Origin of the sequence: Stenotrophomonas sp. Pemsol, assembly GCF_003586545.1 — a bacterium.
Lineage (GTDB): Bacteria > Pseudomonadota > Gammaproteobacteria > Xanthomonadales > Xanthomonadaceae > Stenotrophomonas > Stenotrophomonas sepilia.
This window is the reverse complement of record NZ_CP025780.1, coordinates 3,295,758-3,311,525: the sequence shown is the minus strand read 5'-3', so window position 1 is coordinate 3,311,525 and position 15,768 is coordinate 3,295,758. Positions and strand designations below refer to the sequence as shown.

16 protein-coding genes are annotated in these 15,768 nt (G+C 65.2%); 14 read left to right on the top strand and 2 right to left on the bottom strand.

Translation table 11 applies throughout. The features are described 5' to 3' along the window. Positions 1 to 49: 49 nt before the first annotated feature. From PEM_RS15175 to lpdA, 3 genes are all read left to right on the top strand, one after another. A complete protein-coding gene (locus PEM_RS15175; RefSeq protein ID WP_111127541.1) occupies positions 50 to 565 on the top strand; it encodes a DNA-deoxyinosine glycosylase in 516 nt (171 codons plus the stop codon). 167 nt (positions 566 to 732) lie between these two features. After that, positions 733 to 2,442: a dihydrolipoyllysine-residue acetyltransferase gene (gene aceF, locus PEM_RS15170; protein ID WP_111127539.1), complete on the top strand. Its 1,710-nt coding sequence runs from the start codon at positions 733 to 735 to the stop codon at positions 2,440 to 2,442. Between the two features lie 106 nt (positions 2,443 to 2,548). Next, a complete protein-coding gene (lpdA, locus tag PEM_RS15165; RefSeq protein WP_111127537.1) occupies positions 2,549 to 4,357 on the top strand; it encodes a dihydrolipoyl dehydrogenase in 1,809 nt (602 codons plus the stop codon). 444 nt (positions 4,358 to 4,801) lie between these two features. Here the strand turns inward: lpdA and PEM_RS15160 are convergent, their stop codons facing one another. Further along, the gene (locus tag PEM_RS15160) at positions 4,802 to 5,620 is read right to left on the bottom strand and encodes a hypothetical protein (RefSeq protein ID WP_005419516.1); all 819 of its coding nucleotides are present in this window, start codon (positions 5,618 to 5,620) and stop codon (positions 4,802 to 4,804) included. A 456-nt stretch (positions 5,621 to 6,076) separates the two neighbouring features. Here PEM_RS15160 and PEM_RS15155 point away from each other — a divergent pair, with 456 nt between their 5' ends. The 9 genes from PEM_RS15155 to PEM_RS15115 all read left to right on the top strand — a co-directional run bounded on the left by PEM_RS15155 (position 6,077) and on the right by PEM_RS15115 (position 13,293). Then, entirely contained in the window at positions 6,077 to 6,442 is a 366-nt protein-coding gene (locus PEM_RS15155) for a hypothetical protein (protein ID WP_014648497.1), read from the top strand. Positions 6,443 to 6,473: 31 nt separating this feature from the next. Further along, entirely contained in the window at positions 6,474 to 7,274 is an 801-nt protein-coding gene (atpB, locus tag PEM_RS15150; protein WP_010481316.1) for a F0F1 ATP synthase subunit A, read from the top strand. Between the two features lie 73 nt (positions 7,275 to 7,347). After that, positions 7,348 to 7,653, top strand: a complete 306-nt coding sequence (atpE, locus tag PEM_RS15145; protein ID WP_005411133.1) for a F0F1 ATP synthase subunit C — start codon at positions 7,348 to 7,350, stop codon at positions 7,651 to 7,653. A 106-nt stretch (positions 7,654 to 7,759) separates the two neighbouring features. Further along, a complete protein-coding gene (locus tag PEM_RS15140) occupies positions 7,760 to 8,230 on the top strand; it encodes a F0F1 ATP synthase subunit B (RefSeq protein ID WP_005419512.1) in 471 nt (156 codons plus the stop codon). Between the two features lie 2 nt (positions 8,231 to 8,232). Then, on the top strand, positions 8,233 to 8,760 hold the full coding sequence (locus tag PEM_RS15135) for a F0F1 ATP synthase subunit delta (protein WP_005411131.1): 528 nt from the start codon (positions 8,233 to 8,235) through the stop codon (positions 8,758 to 8,760). A 44-nt stretch (positions 8,761 to 8,804) separates the two neighbouring features. Continuing rightward, on the top strand, positions 8,805 to 10,352 hold the full coding sequence (atpA, locus tag PEM_RS15130) for a F0F1 ATP synthase subunit alpha (RefSeq protein ID WP_005419511.1): 1,548 nt from the start codon (positions 8,805 to 8,807) through the stop codon (positions 10,350 to 10,352). A gap of 97 nt (positions 10,353 to 10,449) precedes the next feature. Continuing rightward, positions 10,450 to 11,313, top strand: a complete 864-nt coding sequence (gene atpG, locus PEM_RS15125; protein ID WP_005411129.1) for a F0F1 ATP synthase subunit gamma — start codon at positions 10,450 to 10,452, stop codon at positions 11,311 to 11,313. A gap of 37 nt (positions 11,314 to 11,350) precedes the next feature. Then, positions 11,351 to 12,757, top strand: coding sequence for a F0F1 ATP synthase subunit beta (gene atpD / locus PEM_RS15120; RefSeq protein ID WP_005419510.1), 1,407 nt, complete (start codon positions 11,351 to 11,353; stop codon positions 12,755 to 12,757). Positions 12,758 to 12,870: 113 nt separating this feature from the next. Next, a complete protein-coding gene (locus tag PEM_RS15115) occupies positions 12,871 to 13,293 on the top strand; it encodes a F0F1 ATP synthase subunit epsilon (RefSeq protein WP_005419509.1) in 423 nt (140 codons plus the stop codon). Between the two features lie 101 nt (positions 13,294 to 13,394). Here the strand turns inward: PEM_RS15115 and PEM_RS15110 are convergent, their stop codons facing one another. Continuing rightward, entirely contained in the window at positions 13,395 to 13,778 is a 384-nt protein-coding gene (locus PEM_RS15110; RefSeq protein WP_111127535.1) for a GtrA family protein, read from the bottom strand. Between the two features lie 86 nt (positions 13,779 to 13,864). On the opposite strand from PEM_RS15110, the gene glmU reads away from it, so the two are divergent. Together glmU and PEM_RS15100 are read left to right on the top strand one after the other, a co-directional pair. Next, positions 13,865 to 15,232: a bifunctional UDP-N-acetylglucosamine diphosphorylase/glucosamine-1-phosphate N-acetyltransferase GlmU gene (gene glmU, locus PEM_RS15105; RefSeq protein WP_065186211.1), complete on the top strand. Its 1,368-nt coding sequence runs from the start codon at positions 13,865 to 13,867 to the stop codon at positions 15,230 to 15,232. Continuing rightward, the gene (locus PEM_RS15100) at positions 15,201 to 15,734 is read left to right on the top strand and encodes a GNAT family N-acetyltransferase (protein ID WP_095378267.1); all 534 of its coding nucleotides are present in this window, start codon (positions 15,201 to 15,203) and stop codon (positions 15,732 to 15,734) included. The genes glmU and PEM_RS15100 overlap by 32 nt, the downstream gene beginning before the upstream one ends. Positions 15,735 to 15,768 lie beyond the last annotated feature (34 nt).

Below are 15,768 nucleotides of genomic sequence, written 5' to 3'. Positions count from 1 at the left end.
ATTCATGGGGTTTCTGGCGCTCGGGGACATTCATGCAGTTGGAGAAGATGTGAGCACAGCAACGTTGTGCATTGGCCTGCAAGCGCAGGTGAACCTGGAGTGCCGGGTGCTGCTGCTGGGCTCGATGCCGGGCGTGGCGTCCCTGCAGGAGCAGCGCTATTACGCCCATCCGCGCAACCGCTTCTGGCCGCTGATGGCCGACATCTGTGGTTTCGACGCGGATCTGGCCTACGCCGCGCGGCTGCAGGCATTGAATGCCGCGGGCATCGGTCTGTGGGATGTGATCGGTCGCTGCGAGCGCCGAGGCAGCCTGGACGCGGACATCGTGCGTGGCACGGAAGTGGCCAATGCACTGCCGGAACTGATCGCCACGTTGCCTGAGCTGACGCTGATCGGCTGCAATGGCGCTGCATCATGGCAGGCGTTCCAGCGCTGGGTGCTGCCGCAGCTGGAGGCCCCGCCACAGGTGGTTGCATTGCCCTCGACCAGCCCGGCCAATGCGGCGTGGTCGTTGCCGCGCCTGCGCCAGGCCTGGCAGCCGGTTGCAGACGCACTGGCGACATGAAGCGGACATCGTCCGGACAATACGCTACCGACTGGTCGCGGCCGGGACCCGTGGGCAACAGCCTGTCCCGGCTGCGTGCGTACTGAAAACACCTGTAACGGTTGGCGCTGGACCCCGCTGGCCGCACAATAGACGTTTCCCTACACCAGATTGCCGGAGTTATCCCCATGGCCGAAATCAAGGAAGCACTTGTCCCCGATATCGGTGACTACAGCGATATCCCGGTAATCGAGGTGCTTGTCGCCGTCGGCGACACGGTCAAGAAGGACCAGGGCCTGGTGACGCTGGAAAGCGACAAGGCGACGATGGAAGTGCCGTCCTCGGTGGCAGGCGTGGTCAAGGAACTGAAGGTCAAGGTGGGCGACAGCCTGTCCGAAGGCAAGGTCGTGGCGCTGATCGAAGTGGCCGAAGGCGAAGCCGCCGCGCCGGCCGCCGCCGCACCGGCACCGGCCAAGTCCGCTGCCCCGGCTGCCGCCACCCAGAGCGCGCCGGCCCCGGCCGCCGCTCCGGCCACTCCGGCCGCCAGCGGTGGCGCAGTGGAAGCGCTGGTGCCGGACATCGGCGATTACACCGACATCCCGGTCATCGAAGTGCTGGTCGCCGTGGGCGACACGGTCAAGAAGGACCAGGGCCTGGTGACGCTGGAAAGCGACAAGGCGACCATGGAAGTGCCGTCCTCGGTCGCTGGCGTGGTCAAGGAACTGAAGGTCAAGGTGGGCGACACCCTGTCGCAGGGTGCCTTGGTCGCCATCATCGAGGCCGAGGGCGCTGCGGCGCCGGCCCCGAGCAAGGCCGCCGCTGCTGCTGCCCCGGCCGCCGCCGAAACCGCCACCAAGGTCGAGCCGGTCGCTGTGCCGGCACAGCCGGACAAGCTGGCGGCGCGCGAGATCGCTTCGGCCGGCACCCCGTCCAGCCCGCCGGTGCAGTTCAACGCCGATGGCGTGCTGCCGGCCAAGGTGCCGTACGCCACCCCGGCGGTGCGCGTGTTCGCCCGCGAGCTGGGCGTGGACCTGCTGCAGATCAACGGCACCGAGAAGGGGGGCCGCATCACCAAGGCTGACGTGCAGAAGTTCGTCAAGGCCGCACTCAGTGGTGGTGTGCCAGCAGCTGCCGGTGGCGCCGTCGCCGCCGGTGGTGGCCTGAACCTGCTGCCGTGGCCGAAGGTCGACTTCAGCAAGTTCGGCGAGACCGAAGTCCAGCCGCTGTCGCGCATCAAGAAGATCTCCGGCGCGAACCTGGCCCGCAACTGGGCGATGATCCCGCACGTCACCCAGTTCGAACAGGCCGACATCACCGACCTGGAAGGCCTGCGCGTGGCGCTGAACAAGGAAAACGAGAAGGCCGGCATCAAGCTGACCATGCTTGCCTTCCTGATCAAGGCCAGCGCCGCGGCGCTGAAGAAGTTCCCGGAGTTCAACGCCTCGCTCGATGCCAGCGGTGAGAACCTGACCCTGAAGAAGTACTTCCACATCGGTTTTGCCGCCGATACGCCGAACGGCCTGGTCGTGCCGGTCATCCGCGACGTGGACAAGAAGGGCGTGGTGCAGATCGCGCAGGAAACCGGCGAGCTGGCCAAGAAGGCGCGCGACGGCAAGCTGGGCCCGGCCGACATGAGCGGCGGCTGCTTCTCGATCAGCTCGCTGGGCGGCATTGGCGGCACCGCGTTCACTCCGATCGTCAATGCGCCGGAAGTGGCCATCCTGGGCGTGTCCAAGTCCTCCATCCAGCCGGTCTGGAATGGCAAGGAGTTCGCGCCGAAGCTGATGCTGCCGCTGTCGCTGAGCTACGACCACCGCGTCATCGACGGCGCCCTGGCCGCACGCTTCACCACGTACCTGTCGCAGGTGCTGGCCGACATGCGCCGCGTGCTGCTGTAAGGCATCGCTTCGCCCCCACCGTGCGGCCGCTGCCCCTGGCGCGGCCGCGTGAACAGATGCAGTGACAGCCCGCCGGCCCTGCCGGCCGGGCACAAGGAAAACCACCATGGCCACGATTGAAGTCAAGGTTCCCGACATCGGCGATTACAGCGATGTTCCGGTGATCGAAGTGTTGGTCGCCGTCGGCGACACGGTGAAGAAGGACCAGGGCCTGGTGACCCTGGAGTCGGACAAGGCCACCCTGGAAGTGCCGTCCTCGGCGGCCGGCGTGGTCAAGGAGATCAAGGTCAAGCTGGGCGATACCCTGTCCGAAGGCGCCGTGGTCGTGGTGCTGGACGCTGAAGGCGCCGCCGATGCCCCGGCCAAGGCCGCTGCGCCGGCTCCGGCTGCGGCCGCTCCGGCCAGCAAGCCGCCGGTGACCCCCTCGCACCGCGCCCCGGCCGAGCCGGTGGCACCGAAGCCGGCGCTGTCCAGTGGCAAGCCGGCCGACATCGAATGCGAAATGGTCGTGCTGGGCTCCGGCCCGGGCGGCTACACCGCCGCCTTCCGCGCCGCCGACGTCGGCCTGGATACGGTGCTGGTCGAGCGCTACGCCAGCCTCGGCGGCGTCTGCCTCAACGTCGGTTGCATTCCGTCCAAGGCGCTGCTGCACGCTGCCGCGGTGATCGACGAAGTGGCCCACGCCGGCGATTTCGGCGTCGAGTTCGGCAAGCCGACCATCACCCTGGACAAGCTGCGCCAGTACAAGGAAAAGGTCGTCAACCAGCTGACCAAGGGCCTGGCCGGCATGGCCAAGCAGCGCAAGGTCCGCAACGTGCAGGGCGTCGGCAGGTTCCTCTCGGCCAACGAACTGGAGATCACCGCCGCAGACGGCAGCACCCAGCTGCTGCGCTTCCAGAAGTGCATCATTGCCGCTGGTTCGCAGGCGGTGAAGCTGCCGAACTTCCCGTGGGACGACAAGCGCGTGATGGATTCCACCGACGCGCTGGAGCTGGCCGAAGTGCCGGGCTCGCTGCTGGTCGTCGGCGGCGGCATCATCGGCCTGGAAATGGCCACTGTGTACAGCGCACTGGGCAGCAAGGTCACCGTGGTCGAGTTCATGGACCAGCTGATGCCGGGCGCCGACAAGGACCTGGTCAAGCCGCTGGCCGACCGCCTGAAGAAGCAGGGCATCGAAGTGCACCTGAAGACCAAGGCCTCGGGCGTCACCGCCGATGCCAAGGGCATCACCGTGACCTTCGAGGCGGCCGAGGAAGGCCAGGCACCGGCGCTGGCGCAGGGCACTTTCGACCGTGTGCTGGTGGCCGTCGGGCGTTCGCCGAACGGCAAGAAGATCGATGCCGAGAAGGCCGGTGTGCAGGTCACCGAGCGTGGCTTCATCCCGGTTGATCGCCAGATGCGCACCAACGTGCCGCACATCTTTGCCATCGGCGACATCGTCGGCAATCCGATGCTGGCCCACAAGGCAACGCACGAAGGCAAGCTGGCGGCTGAAGTGGCTGCTGGCCACAAGAAGGAATGGGTCGCCCGTGTGATTCCGTCGGTGGCCTACACCAACCCGGAAATCGCCTGGGTGGGCGTGACCGAGACCGAAGCCAAGGCCAAGGGCCTGAAGGTCGGCGTGGCCAAGTTCCCGTGGGCCGCCAGCGGCCGCGCGATCGGCATCGGTCGCACTGAGGGCTTCACCAAGCTGATCTTCGATGAGGAGACTCACCGCATCATCGGCGGCGCGATCGTCGGCGTGCATGCCGGTGACCTGCTGGCCGAGATCGGCTTGGCGATCGAGATGGGTGCCGAAGCCGAGGACATCGGCCACACCATCCATGCGCACCCGACACTGAGCGAATCGGTGGCGATGGCCTCGGAAATCTACGACGGCACGATCACCGATCTGTACATGCCGAAGAAGAAGTAAGGCGCCTGCGCCGTTCCAAATGAAAAGCCCCGGCATTTGCCGGGGTTTTTTTGTTGAGCCGCGATCACTCTCATTGCGAGCGTTCGGGCCGCAGCGCGGGTGGCAGGCATTTGGACAAATGTCCCCCGTCGCCCGCCTGTGGCGGTCGCCTCCTCCTTTACTTTGTCCAAACGCCTGCCACCCGCGCTGCGGCTCGGCTTGCGGATAGTAAGAGCCAGTGCCAAAGCCGCCCGGATGCCTGACACGCGGGGGGAGAGGGGCTTGCGTGCGAAGTAAAGGAGGAGGTGACGGCCGCAGGCCGGCGCCGGGGGACATTCGCACGCAAGCCCCTCTGCCCCCCGCGCTCGACCAACCTGCTTCTCTGCTCGACGATGCCACAAAAAACGCGGCCCCGATGTTCCGGAGGCCGCGCCAGGAGAGAGAGTGCCGTGGAAGGGGCGGGTGTCAGAACACGAAGCTGACGCCGGCCACCGGGCCCTTGAATTCCTGCTTCAGGCCGATGGTGCCGTCGCTGCCCTTCTTGTCCGCATCGAGCTTGAACCAGTCGTAGCCGGCGAACACACCGAAGTTCCTGGTGAAGCGGTAATCGACGATGGCGTTGGCGCGGCTCAGATCGCCCTTGTAGTCATCGAAGCTGCCCCAGCGCGTGTTGAGGTACTGGCCCTGCAGGGTGATCATCCACTTCTCGGACGGGGTGAAGCTCAATCGCGCACCGACCACCGGCGCCACGCCGTCGGTCTTCTCGTTGAGGAACTGGCCTTCGTACACGGTGCCGAGGTCGGCGTAGGCCTTGGTGCTGACCTTGGCGTACTCGGCACCCAGCTGCAGGCCGAGGTCGAACGTATCGGTGTCCACCACCGAGTAGTCATAGACCAGGCTGGCCACCTGGTACTTCAGTTCGCCCTTGACGAAGCTGCCGGACGGCACGTTGACGTCACCGAAGGAGATGTCCTGGCCGAGGGTCTCGCGGCGGTCCTTGTCGTACTTGAAATAGTTGAACAGCAGGCGCTGGCGGTTGCTGATGCGGAACATGCCGTCAATGCGCGGCTCCCACTCCTTGCCACCCAGCTTGAAGTCCTCGGAGAAGCCGATGTCCTGCCCGGCGACATTGGTCTTGCCGCGGAGCGTGTTGTCCGAGTCGATGTTCATCGCACCCAGGCGCAGGGCAAAGCGGTCGTCGCCTTCGGCGGCGTGGGCAGCGGTGGCGAACGAGGCGCCGGCGGCGATCAGGGAGAGAGCGAGCAGGGTGGGTACGGGGCGCATCGAAGAGTCCTTGCAGTGGTTCATCAGAATGAAGACCACTGTGCCGGACAGGCCCGTCCACCATCCGTGAACGTATGGTCCACGGCATGTGCACGGTTCAGTGCTGTCGCGACGATGCAAAAAGATGGCCCCGGAGACGGGCTTCGGGGCCATCGTGGGACCTGCGGGGTGGAGCCGACGAGGATGCTGCAGGCAGGTCGAAAGATCGGACCCGCGCATCCGGCGAAAGTTCCTCGCCTGCGACCAAAGTTCAATACTGCGGTGCAGCATCATGCGGACGTCATTGTCCCCCGGGTGGTACGCAAAAATGTAACCGTTACCGCAACTTGCGGCTTCCCGGGATGAACAGGCAGCGGTTGTCTCGCAAATTGTCCCATTGCTATAATTTGGCGGCTCGATGAGGCCCCCCTGCTGTAGCCGCCTCAGCCTTCCACTTGCAACCACGCGGGACGTCCTGTGCTGAACTCCGTTGATGCGGGTCGGCGACTGATGCTGCGCGCCGCGGTCTACCCGCTGGCCGCGGTCGCTGTCCTGGCCCTGGCCTTCCTGCTGGTCGGTCCGAAATATGCCCTCGGCGCGCTGGCGTCCGGTGTGGCCATTTCGGCCGGTGGCTGGGTGGCGGCAAGGATGGCGCTGGGGGGTGGTGCGGTGGCCGCAGGATCGGCGATGGCTCGCCTGATCATTGCGATCGTGGCCAAGTGGGTCGTGGTTTTCGGCGTCCTGCTGGTGGGGTTCCTGGTCTTCAAGCTGCCTGCATTGGCGCTGTTGGCCGGTATCGCCGTCGGCTTGATGTTCCAGGTCCTGGCGATGGCCAGGCGTTGACAGAATTCAATTAACTGAAGGTTCCGGACACATGGCGGGCGAGGCTCTAACCCCTACCAGCTACATCCAGCATCACCTGCACAACCTGACCGCGCCGGTCGGCAAGGGTGAGGGTATGTTCTGGCATATCCACGTCGATACCTTCCTCACCGCGGTCCTGATGGGCCTGGTGATCGTTGTCGCGTTCTGGCTGGGCACCCGCAAGGCCACCGCCGGCGTGCCGGGCAAGTGGCAGGCCTTCGTCGAGATCTGCCTGGAGTTCGTCGACCGCCAGGCCAAGGACACCTACCACGGCAAGAGCAAGCTGGTCACGCCGATCGCCATCACCATCTTCTTCTGGATTCTGCTGATGAATCTGCTGAAGATGATCCCGGCCGATTTCATCGCCAAGCCGCTGGAATGGGTGGGCGTGCACTACTGGAAGCCGGTGCCGACCGCTGACGTCAATGCCACCCTGGGCATGGCCATCAGCGTGTTCTTCCTGATGCTGTTCTTCGCACTGAAGTCGAAGGGCCTGGGCGGCTTCATCAAGGAATTCCTGACGGCGCCGTTCGGCAAGTGGATGATGCCGTTCAACCTGATCCTCAACATCGTCGAGTGGCTGAGCAAGCCGATCTCGCTGGCGATGCGACTGTTCGGCAACATGTTCGGCGGCGAAATCGTGTTCCTGCTGATCTGGGTGCTGGGTGGTGCCGGTTTCTTCGGTGCCATTGCCGGTGGTGTGTTCGGCCTCGGCTGGATGCTGTTCCACCTGCTGGTGATCCCGCTGCAGGCCTTCATCTTCATGATGCTGTCGATCGTGTACCTGAGCCTGTCGGAAGACGCTCACTGAGTTTCAAGCTTCAACGCGTTTCAACCTTCATCCGTTTCATCACCCTTAGCAACTTAAGTTCCTGGAGATAACCATGTACTTCGCCGTCCTGACCAACTTCGCGCAGATTCAGAGCTCCACCGCCCTTGCCGTCGGCATCATGATCGGCCTGGCCGCGCTGGGCGCCGGTCTGGGTCTGGCCATCATGGCTGGTAAGTTCCTGGAGTCGGCCGCCCGCCAGCCGGAACTGATCCCGGTCCTGCAGGTCCGCATGTTCATCACCGCCGGCCTGATCGACGCCGCGTTCATCATCTCGGTCGCCGTTGGCCTGCTGCTGGCCTTCGCCAACCCGCTGTCGGCTGCCTTCGCTGGCGCCGTCACCAAGGCTCTGGCCGGCTGATACAGCGGTTTGAGACGACCGGGTGCTGATGCACCCGGTTTCGGATGAAGGCCGGATGTGCCGCTTCGGCGGCGCGTCCACCCCGAAACCAGCGATCGAGCTAACCATGAATATCAATTTCACCCTTCTTGCGCAGGCGCTGGCCTTCGCTGGTCTGATCTGGATCATCGCGACCAAGATCTGGCCGCCGCTGATGAACGCGATCGAAGAGCGCCAGCAGAAGATTGCTGAAGGCCTCGCTGCTGCCGACCGCAGCCAGAAAGATCTGGCCCAGGCGCAGGAGAAGGTCAACGAAGCGCTGAAGGAAGCCCGCACCAAGGCCAACGAGATCATCGATCAGGCCCATGCGCGTGCCAACCAGATCGTTGATGCTGCCCGCAACGAAGCGATCACCGAAGCCACCCGTCAGAAGGAACTGGCCCAGGCTGAAATCGACGCCGCCGCCAACCGTGCCCGTGAAGATCTGCGCAAGCAGGTGTCCGCGCTGGCCGTGACCGGTGCCGAAAAGCTGCTCAAGCGCGAAATCGACGCCAACGCCCACAAGGCGCTGCTCGACGAGCTGGCCTCGGAGATCTAAGGATGAGCCAGGCCCTCACGCTTGCCCGCCCGTACGCCCGCGCCGCGTTCGCGACCGCGCGCGACGAAGGCGCGTTCGCGCCGTGGTCGGACGCCCTGGCGTTCTCCGCCCACGTCGCCGCCGACCCGCGCGTGGCGGCCCTGCTCGCCAACCCGGAGCTGGGTCGTGACGACGCCGTCGCCCTGCTGGCGCCGGTGTCCCACGGCGAGACCTACTCGCGCTTCCTGGCCATCCTGGCCGAATCGCATCGTCTGCCGCTGCTGCCGGAAATCTCCGGCATGTTCGACGCCCTGCGCGCCGAAGCCGAGCACGTGGTCAAGGCCACCGTCACCTCGGCTGCCGAGCTGTCGGCCGGCGAGCTGGACGCGATCAAGGTCGCGCTGCGCAAGCGCTTCAACCGCGAGGTCGACGTGACCACTGCGGTCGATGCTTCGCTGATCGGCGGCGCCGTGATCGACGCCGGCGACGTGGTCATCGATGGTTCGCTGAAGGGCAAGCTGGCCCGTCTGCAGACCGCGCTCGCTAACTGAATTCATTTAACGTCCGGCCCCGCTGCCGGCACTAGGACTTGACGATGGCAACCACGCTCAACCCCTCCGAAATCAGCGAACTGATCAAGAACCGCATCGAGAAGGTCAAGCTGGCCGCGGAATCGCGCAACGAAGGCACCGTGACCAGCGTGTCCGACGGCATCGTGCGCATCTTCGGTCTGGCCGACGTGATGCAGGGCGAAATGATCGAACTGCCGAACAACACCTTCGCCCTGGCCCTGAACCTGGAGCGCGACTCGGTCGGCGCCGTGGTCCTGGGTGACTACGAGCACCTGCGCGAAGGCGACGTCGCCAAGACCACCGGCCGCATCCTGGAAGTGCCGGTCGGTCCGGAACTGCTGGGCCGCGTCGTGAACGCGCTGGGCGAGCCGATCGACGGCAAGGGCCCGCTGGGCACCGACCTGACCGCTCCGGTGGAGCGCGTTGCTCCGGGCGTGATCTGGCGCAAGTCGGTCGACCAGCCGGTGCAGACCGGTTACAAGTCGGTCGACTCGATGATCCCGATCGGCCGTGGCCAGCGCGAGCTGATCATCGGTGACCGCCAGACCGGCAAGACCGCCATGGCGATCGATGCGGTGATCAACCAGAAGGGCACCGGCATCAAGTGCGTGTACGTTGCGATCGGCCAGAAGGCGTCGACCATCGCCAACATCGTGCGCAAGCTGGAAGAGAACGGCGCGCTGGCCCACACCATCGTGGTGGCCGCGACCGCTTCCGAATCGGCTGCCATGCAGTACATCAGCGCCTACTCGGGCTGCACCATGGGTGAGTACTTCATGGACCGCGGCGAAGACGCGCTGATCGTGTATGACGATCTGTCCAAGCAGGCCGTCGCCTACCGCCAGATCTCCCTGCTGCTGAAGCGTCCGCCGGGCCGCGAAGCCTACCCGGGTGACGTGTTCTACCTGCACTCGCGCCTGCTGGAACGCGCTGCCCGCGTGTCCGAGGAATACGTCGAGAAGTTCACCGAAGGCAAGGTCACCGGCAAGACCGGCTCGCTGACCGCGCTGCCGATCATCGAAACCCAGGCCGGCGACGTGTCCGCCTTCGTTCCGACCAACGTGATCTCGATCACCGACGGCCAGATCTTCCTGGAAACCGACCTGTTCAACGCCGGCATCCGCCCGGCCGTGAACGCCGGTATCTCGGTGTCGCGCGTCGGTGGCTCGGCCCAGACCAAGATCATCAAGAAGCTGTCGGGCGGTATCCGTATCTCGCTGGCCCAGTACCGTGAGCTGGCTGCGTTCGCGCAGTTCGCCTCGGACCTGGACGAAGCGACCCGCAAGCAGCTGGAGCGTGGCCAGCGCGTCACCGAGCTGATGAAGCAGAAGCAGTACGCGCCCATGTCGATCGCCAACCAGGCGCTGTCGATCTACGCCGTCAACGAGGGCTACCTCGATGACGTGCCGGTCAACAAGCTGCTGGCGTTCGAAGAAGGCCTGCACGCCCACTTCGCCAATACCCAGGGCGAGCTGATCAGCAAGGTCAACGCTACCGGCGGTTGGGACAACGACATCGAAGGTGCCTTCAAGAAGGGCATCGCCGAGTTCAAGACCACCGGCAGCTGGTAATCGCGGTCCTGTAGAGCGGAGCCCCAGGCTCCGCTGGACCAGATGACAAACGGTTGAACAACGCGGGGCATCAGCCCCGCGCCACGGGAAACAAGAGATGGCAAGCGGACGCGAAATCAAAACCAAGATCAAGAGCGTGCAGAACACCCGCAAGGTGACGCGCGCCCTGGAAATGGTCTCGGCCTCCAAGATCCGCAAGGCGCAGGATCGGATGAAGACCTCGCGTCCGTACGCGCAGGCGATGAAGCAGGTGATCGGTCACCTGGCCCAGGCCAGCACCGACTACCAGCATCCGTTCCTGGTCGAGCGTGAGCAGGTCAAGCGGGTCGGTTTCATCGTGATCTCCTCCGATCGCGGCCTGGCCGGCGGCCTGAACAACAACCTGTTCCGCAAGATGCTGGGCGAAGCCAAGGCATGGCAGGACAAGGGTGCCGAAGTGGACCTGGTGACCATCGGCCAGAAGGCATCGACCTTCTTCCGCCGCGTGAAGGTCAACATGGTCGGCAGCGTGACCCACATCGGCGACGTGCCGAAGCTGGAATCGCTGATCGGTGTGATCAAGGTCATGCTCGACGCCTTCACCGAAGGCAAGATCGACCGCGTGTACCTGGTCTACAACCGCTTCGTGAACACCATGGTGCAGAAGGCCAGCTTCGATCAGCTGCTGCCGCTGCCGCCAGCCGAGAAGCAGGTCGCTCACCACGACTGGGATTACCTGTACGAACCCGATGCCGCGACCGTGCTCGAGCACGTGATGACGCGTTACATCGAGTCGCTGGTGTACCAGGCACTGCTGGAAAACGTCGCCTCCGAGCATGCCGCACGCATGGTCGCGATGAAGGCGGCGAGCGACAACGCCAACAAGCTGATCGGCACCCTGCAGCTCGTCTACAACAAGGCGCGCCAGGCAGCGATCACCCAGGAAATCTCCGAAATCGTCGGCGGCGCGGCAGCAGTCTGACCGCGTTCGTTCAAAGCACACATTAGAGGATGCAGCAATGAGTCAGGGCAAGATCGTTCAGATCATCGGCGCGGTCGTCGACGTCGAATTCCCGCGTGAATCGGTGCCGAAGGTGTACGACGCACTGAAGGTCGAAAACACCGAGATCACCCTCGAAGTCCAGCAGCAGCTGGGCGACGGCGTGGTGCGTACCATCGCCCTCGGTTCCACCGACGGCCTGAAGCGCAACCTGGTTGCCGTCAACACCGGCCGCGGCATCTCGGTGCCGGTCGGCGCCGGCACCCTGGGCCGCATCATGGACGTGCTGGGCCGTCCGATCGACGAAGCCGGCCCGGTCGCTGCCAGCGACAACTGGGAAATCCACCGCGCTGCGCCGTCGTATGAAGACCAGTCCCCGGCCACCGAGCTGCTGGAAACCGGCATCAAGGTCATCGACCTGATGTGCCCGTTCGCCAAGGGCGGCAAGGTCGGCCTGTTCGGCGGCGCCGGCGTCGGCAAGACCGTCAACATGATGGAGCTGATCAACAACATCGCCAAGGCGCACAGCGGCCTGTCCGTGTTCGCCGGCGTGGGTGAGCGTACCCGTGAGGGCAACGACTTCTACCACGAAATGAAGGACTCCAACGTCCTGGACAAGGTGGCGATGGTGTACGGCCAGATGAACGAGCCGCCGGGCAACCGCCTGCGCGTCGCGCTGACCGGCCTGACCATGGCCGAGTACTTCCGCGACGAGAAGGACGAAAACGGCAAGGGCAAGGACGTCCTGTTGTTCGTCGACAACATCTACCGCTACACCCTGGCCGGTACCGAAGTGTCGGCACTGCTGGGCCGTATGCCGTCCGCGGTGGGTTACCAGCCGACCCTGGCCGAGGAAATGGGCGTCCTGCAGGAGCGCATCACCTCGACCAAGAACGGCTCGATCACCTCGATCCAGGCCGTCTACGTTCCCGCGGACGACCTGACCGACCCGTCGCCGGCGACCACCTTCGCCCACCTGGACTCGACCGTCACCCTGTCGCGTTCGATCGCCTCGCTGGGTATCTACCCGGCCGTCGATCCGCTGGACTCCACCAGCCGCCAGATGGATCCGCTGGTGATCGGCCACGAGCACTACGACACCGCCCAGCGCGTCCAGCAGACCCTGCAGAAGTACAAGGAACTGAAGGACATCATCGCGATCCTGGGCATGGACGAACTGTCCGAAGAGGACAAGCAGGCCGTGTCGCGCGCCCGTAAGATCGAGCGCTTCTTCAGCCAGCCGTTCCACGTGGCCGAAGTGTTCACCGGTTCGCCGGGCAAGTACGTGCCGCTGAAGGACACCATCCGTGGCTTCAAGGCCATCGTCGATGGCGAGTACGACCACCTGCCGGAGCAGGCGTTCTACATGGTCGGCGGCATCGAAGAAGCGGTCGAGAAGGCCAAGAAGATGGCCGAGAAGGCCTGATCCGGGACGGGCGGGAGCGATCCTGCCCGACCTGACGCCGGCGCCGGGCAACCGCCCGCGCCGGTGGACCCCCACGGTGGCATTGCGCCGCCGCGAACAGCGAAGAGATTTGCATGAGCACGATCCGTTGCGACATCGTCAGCGCCGAGCAGGAAATCTTCCGTGGCGAAGCGACCCTGGTCGTGGCCACCGGTGAGCTGGGTGAACTGGGCATCGCGCCCAAGCACGCGCCGCTGATCACCCGCCTGAAGCCGGGCAAGGTGGTAGTGACCACGCCGAACGGCGAGCAGCTGGATTTCGCCATCTCCGGCGGCATCCTGGAAGTGCAGCCGCAGGTGGTGACCGTGCTGGCCGACACCGCGATCCGCGCGCAGGACATCGACGAAGCCTCGGTCCGCAAGGCCAAGGAAGAAGCCGAACGCATCCTGGCCAACCGCGGCGAAGCGATGGAAGTGGCCGAAGCCCAGCAGAAGCTGGCTGAAGCCGTCGTCCAGCTGCAGGCACTGGAACGCCTGCGCAAGAATCTCAAGCACTGAGGTTCGCGCTGCATCCACGAGAACGCCGGCCCTGTGCCGGCGTTTTTGTTTGTCTGGCGGGGCAGCGCCGACTTGCATGCCGATCCGGATCCCGCCTCGTATCAGCGATACACCACATAGCGCATCAGCAGGAACGACACGCAGGCCAGCCCGCCTTCCACCAGCGGCTTGGCCAGCCAGGTGTACTGCAACCCGAGGGCGTGATCGACCAGGCTCACCAGCAGCGTGCTTGCCGCGGTCATCAGCAGCCAGAGCACGAAGAAGCGGGCAAAACGCTTCCAGCCCAGCCGATGGCTGCCGGCTTCGGCAAAGGTGTAGCGGCCGTTGAGCCAGAAGCCCAGCAGCATGCCGGCCAGGCGCCCGGTGACGTTGGCCGGTGCCACCGGCATGCCCAGCGCGGTGGCGAGCACGAACACCAGCCAGTCCACCAGCAGCTGCACGAGCCCGATGACGAGGTAGGCGCTTCCCTGGCGGACGAGGCTCATCGGCAGGCCGGAAGAGGAGGAGGGATGCCCATGTTAACGGCCCACGCTCTAGAATCACCGGCAACGAACTACGGACTGCTGCTCCCATGACCCAAGCCCTGCACGTCATCATCCTCGCCGCCGGCGCCGGCAAGCGCATGAAGTCGGTGCTGCCGAAGGTGCTGCAGCCGATCGCCGGCCAGCCGATGCTGGCGCACGTGATCGATACGGCCCGCGAGCTGCAGCCGGCGGCCATCCACGTGGTTTACGGCCATGGTGGCGAGGCGGTGCGTCAGTACTTCGCCGGCCAGCCCGACCTGCAGTGGGCCGAACAGGTCCAGCAGCTCGGTACCGGCCACGCAGTGGCGCAGGCAATGCCGCAGGTGCCCGATGCCGCGCAGGTGCTGGTGCTGTATGGCGATGTGCCGCTGATCCGCGCGCAGACCCTGCGCGACCTGCTGGCGCAGCCGGGGCGGCTGGCAGTGCTGGTGGCCGATGTCGATGACCCGACCGGTTACGGCCGGGTGCTGCGCGATGCAGAGGGCAAGGTGGGCTCCATCGTCGAGCAGAAGGACGCCACCGACGACCAGCTGCGCGTGCGCACGATTAACACCGGCATCATCGCCGCAGAGTCGACCGCGCTGCGCCGCTGGTTGTCGCAGCTGTCCAACAGCAATGCGCAGGGCGAGTACTACCTTACCGATGTGTTCGCGTTCGCCGCGCATGAGTACACCCCGGCCGAGATGGCCCTGGTCGCCGATGCACAGGAGGCCGAGGGGGCGAATGATCCATGGCAGCTGTCGCAGCTGGAGCGCGCCTGGCAGCGGCGTGCGGTGCGTGCACTGTGCGCTCAGGGCGCGCGCGTGCGTGACCCGGCACGACTGGATATCCGTGGCACCGTCACCGTGGGCAGTGATGTACTGATCGATGTCGACGTTGTTCTTGAAGGCAACGTCGTGCTCGGTGACGGCGTTACCGTAGGCCCGTTCAACCGGCTGAAGGACGTCAACCTGGGGCCCGGCACCGAAGTGCGCGCGCATTGCGACCTGGAAGGCGTGGTGACCGAAGGTGCCGCGCAGATCGGCCCGTTCGCACGCTTGCGGCCGGGTACCGTGCTGGCCGATGGCGTACACGTCGGCAACTTCGTCGAAACCAAGAAGGTCACCCTCGGCGTCGGCAGCAAGGCCAACCATCTCACCTACCTGGGTGACGCGGTGATCGGCAGCAGGGTGAACATCGGTGCCGGCACCATCACCTGCAACTACGATGGCGTGAACAAGTCGACCACCACCATCGGCGACAACGCCTTCATCGGCTCCAACAGCTCGCTGGTGGCACCGATCACCATCGGCGAGGGCGCGACCATCGCTGCCGGGTCGGTCATCACCCGCACCGCGCCGGACGGCAAGCTGACGCTGGCACGTGCACGACAGGAAACCATCGATGGCTGGAAGCGCCCGGTCAAGAAGTCCTGAGCCACGGGTTCCGCGCACCGATGAGCTGGGTGTGCTGCCGGCGATCGAACAACGTGCCGGCGAACTGCTGAGGGGTCACGAGGCCTATCCGGTGTTTGCCAGCCACGGCCTGGACCTGCCGACGCTGCAGGAAGGCCTTGAGCGTGGGCAGCTGTGGGTGGTGGATGGCGCCGCCGGCGGTGTTGCCGGCTACCTGCTGGCCGGCGACCTGGCAGGCGAGTTCCATGTCCTGCAGATGGATGTGGATCCAGCGCACGCGCGTCGTGGCCATGGCCGTGCATTGCTGCGGCATGCCTTGGCGCAGGCCAGGGCCACTGGCTTTGCTGCAGCGGTGCTGACCACCTTGAGCGATGTGCCGTGGAATGCAGCCTTCTACGCCAGCGAAGGGTTCGTTGAAGTGCCGGAGGCGGAGTGGAACGATGGCCTGCGCGCCGTCATGGCCGAAGAGGCTGCGCTCGGGTTTCCGATGCACCTGCGGGTGGCGATGCGGCGGGTCTGGTAGGTGTCGACCTTGGTCGGCACATCCACGCATGGCG

What these genes read in the sequence shown, in the direction of transcription:
- aceF (WP_111127539.1), top strand. Translation starts at nt 733, where the DNA reads ATGGCCGAAATCAAGGAAGCACTTGTCCCCGATATCGGTGACTACAGC.
- lpdA (WP_111127537.1), top strand. Translation starts at nt 2,549, where the DNA reads ATGGCCACGATTGAAGTCAAGGTTCCCGACATCGGCGATTACAGCGAT.
- PEM_RS15160 (WP_005419516.1), bottom strand. Translation starts at nt 5,620, where the DNA reads ATGCGCCCCGTACCCACCCTGCTCGCTCTCTCCCTGATCGCCGCCGGC.
- atpB (WP_010481316.1), top strand. Translation starts at nt 6,474, where the DNA reads ATGGCGGGCGAGGCTCTAACCCCTACCAGCTACATCCAGCATCACCTG.
- atpE (WP_005411133.1), top strand. Translation starts at nt 7,348, where the DNA reads ATGTACTTCGCCGTCCTGACCAACTTCGCGCAGATTCAGAGCTCCACC.
- PEM_RS15140 (WP_005419512.1), top strand. Translation starts at nt 7,760, where the DNA reads ATGAATATCAATTTCACCCTTCTTGCGCAGGCGCTGGCCTTCGCTGGT.
- PEM_RS15135 (WP_005411131.1), top strand. Translation starts at nt 8,233, where the DNA reads ATGAGCCAGGCCCTCACGCTTGCCCGCCCGTACGCCCGCGCCGCGTTC.
- atpA (WP_005419511.1), top strand. Translation starts at nt 8,805, where the DNA reads ATGGCAACCACGCTCAACCCCTCCGAAATCAGCGAACTGATCAAGAAC.
- atpG (WP_005411129.1), top strand. Translation starts at nt 10,450, where the DNA reads ATGGCAAGCGGACGCGAAATCAAAACCAAGATCAAGAGCGTGCAGAAC.
- atpD (WP_005419510.1), top strand. Translation starts at nt 11,351, where the DNA reads ATGAGTCAGGGCAAGATCGTTCAGATCATCGGCGCGGTCGTCGACGTC.
- PEM_RS15115 (WP_005419509.1), top strand. Translation starts at nt 12,871, where the DNA reads ATGAGCACGATCCGTTGCGACATCGTCAGCGCCGAGCAGGAAATCTTC.
- PEM_RS15110 (WP_111127535.1), bottom strand. Translation starts at nt 13,778, where the DNA reads ATGAGCCTCGTCCGCCAGGGAAGCGCCTACCTCGTCATCGGGCTCGTG.
- glmU (WP_065186211.1), top strand. Translation starts at nt 13,865, where the DNA reads ATGACCCAAGCCCTGCACGTCATCATCCTCGCCGCCGGCGCCGGCAAG.
- PEM_RS15100 (WP_095378267.1), top strand. Translation starts at nt 15,201, where the DNA reads ATGGCTGGAAGCGCCCGGTCAAGAAGTCCTGAGCCACGGGTTCCGCGC.